General features: G+C 30.2%; 1 protein-coding gene. It reads left to right on the top strand.

The features are described 5' to 3' along the window. Positions 1-27: 27 nt before the first annotated feature. The coding region (locus tag G5V56_RS17545) for a lysophospholipid acyltransferase family protein (RefSeq protein ID WP_240911450.1) at positions 28-626 on the top strand (599 nt) is incomplete at its 3' end.

Below are 626 nucleotides of genomic sequence, written 5' to 3'. Positions count from 1 at the left end.
GATATGTTTTTAGAAATGGCTAAAACTATGAGCATTTCTGAAAATGAACTAAAAAAACGATTTAAGATTAAAAATCCAGAAGAATTCAAACGTTTGGAATCTTTAAACAAAAGTATCATTCTCATATTTGGTCATTATGCCAGTTGGGAATGGTCTATTGTTATTCAAAACTATATCAATTTTAAGGGACTAGCAGTTTATAAAAAATTAGCCAATCCATATTTTGATAAGTTGGTTAGAACTATTCGTTCAAAATTCAATACAGCACTCATAAGTACCAAAGAAACTATAGGTTATATTAATGATCTTGAAAAAAATAATATTAAAAGTATCACTGGGTTTATAAGCGATCAATCTCCAAAAGTTACCAATGATGTTTACTGGCATGAGTTTATGGGTATTAACGTCCCTTGCTTTACTGGTGCAGAACGATTGGCTAAAAAATTGGATTTTACAACTGCATATCTTAAAGTAACTAAAGTAAAACGAGGGTATTATGAAGCCGAAATAATAACGTTGGCCGAAAACTCATTAGAATACAAAGATTATCAACTAACAGATATGTTTTTACACGAGGTTGAAAAACAAATTCGTGAGGCTCCTGAGTATTATTTTTGGACTCATAA

Origin of the sequence: Yeosuana marina (assembly GCF_011762485.1) — a bacterium.
Lineage (GTDB): Bacteria > Bacteroidota > Bacteroidia > Flavobacteriales > Flavobacteriaceae > Yeosuana > Yeosuana marina.
The sequence above is the reverse complement of the archived record's forward strand: the minus strand, read 5'-3'. Positions and strand labels throughout refer to the sequence as shown.